The following is a 1,584-nucleotide window of genomic DNA, read 5'->3' on the forward strand; positions in this document are numbered from 1 at the left end:
AAATTGAATCAGTAAATCAGCGCCGCCGCGAGGGGTTTTTCAGCAGACTGCTAGTACTACTGAGTCAGTAAGTCGCAGATTTTGATCGAGAGAATCACTTATCTTGCGAGATTCATGCTTCAGCATTGGAGACTGAGATGGATCTTCGGCGGTCGAAAGCTATTGAATCGCGATTTGCGGGTTATGTCGAGGGGCTGACGAGCGTGATTGGGCACGCCGACCGAGCCAGGCCGCTGCGGGACTATTGTGTGGGCCTAATGATGCCTTGCGAGCGCAAGAGCGTCGAGCCGATGGCGGCGATTACGGCGCCGGAGCGAACGGCGGCACAGCATCAATCGCTTCTGCATTTTGTTGGCGAAGGCAAGTGGTCGGACGAGAAGGTATTGGCCAAGGTCCGCGAACTGGTGTTGCCGAAGATTGAGCAGCACGGGCCGATCGAAGCCTGGATCATCGACGATACGGGCTTTCCCAAGAAGGGGAAACACTCGGTCGGGGTAGCGCGGCAATATTGCGGCCAACTCGGCAAGCAGGACAATTGTCAGGTCGCGGTGTCGTTATCTCTCGCCAATCACCACGCCAGTCTGCCGGCGGCCTATCGCCTGTATCTGCCGGAAGACTGGGCAGGGGACGACAAACGTCGGCGCAAGGCGGGGGTGCCGGACGAGATTGGCTTCAAGACCAAGCCCGAGATCGCGCTTGAGCAGATCACGTCAGCCTGCAAGGCCGGCCTTCCTCGCGGCGTGGTGCTGATGGACGCCGGTTATGGCTGCAATACAAATCTGCGCACCAGCATCAACGCGCTGGCGTTGCAATATGTCGCCGGCATCTTGCCGAATACCAGTGTGTGGGTGCCGGGCACGGGACCGTTGCCGCCAAAAAAGTGGTCAGGCACCGGTCGGCCACCGACGCTCTTGCGCCGCGACGGCAAGCATCAACCGGTCTCCGTCAAGGAACTTGCTCTCGGCCTACCCAGGCGCGCCTGGCGCCCGATCCGGTGGCGGGAGGGGGCGGCAGAATGGCTGTCCTCGCGCTTTGCTCGGGTGCGGATTCTGGCCGCGAACCGCGATTACAATCTCACCGAAAGCCGGTCGGAAGAGTGGCTGCTAATCGAGTGGCCCGAAGGCGAGAAGGAGCCGGCCAAATATTGGCTGTCGAACCTTCCGAAAAACATCGCGTTCCGCCAACTTGTCGATACCGCCAAGCTGCGCTGGCGCATCGAACGCGATTATCAGGAACTAAAGCAGGAAGTCGGGCTCGGACATTTCGAAGGACGAGGATGGCGTGGCTTCCACCATCACGCCACACTGTGCATCGCAGCCTACGGATTTCTGGTCTCCGAGAGGGAGACGATTCCCCCCTCAAGACCTCGTGCCTCGGCATGGTTCAAAGAACTTGCCGTTCCCGACGGTTACCGACCGAGAGGATCCGCCATTGCGGACTGAACGCCACGTCCCAAACTCAATCGCCACAATGCGCCGACGCTTGATCGTCGCGCTCGTCAAGTCCTTGTCGCGGTGTCCATGCTGCGCGGCCTCGATCGTCAAAAAAACGTCGCGACAAAATTTGTGATGCAGTAGTACTAGG

General features: G+C 59.3%; 1 pseudogene. It reads left to right on the forward strand.

The window, feature by feature from the left end:
- The first annotated feature begins 137 nt into the window (after positions 1 to 137).
- A pseudogene (locus ACEK02_RS14045) lies at positions 138 to 1,577 on the forward strand (IS701 family transposase).
- The last annotated feature ends 7 nt before the right edge of the window (positions 1,578 to 1,584 follow it).

Origin of the sequence: Tardiphaga sp. (assembly GCF_041424195.1) — a bacterium.
Lineage (GTDB): Bacteria > Pseudomonadota > Alphaproteobacteria > Rhizobiales > Xanthobacteraceae > Tardiphaga.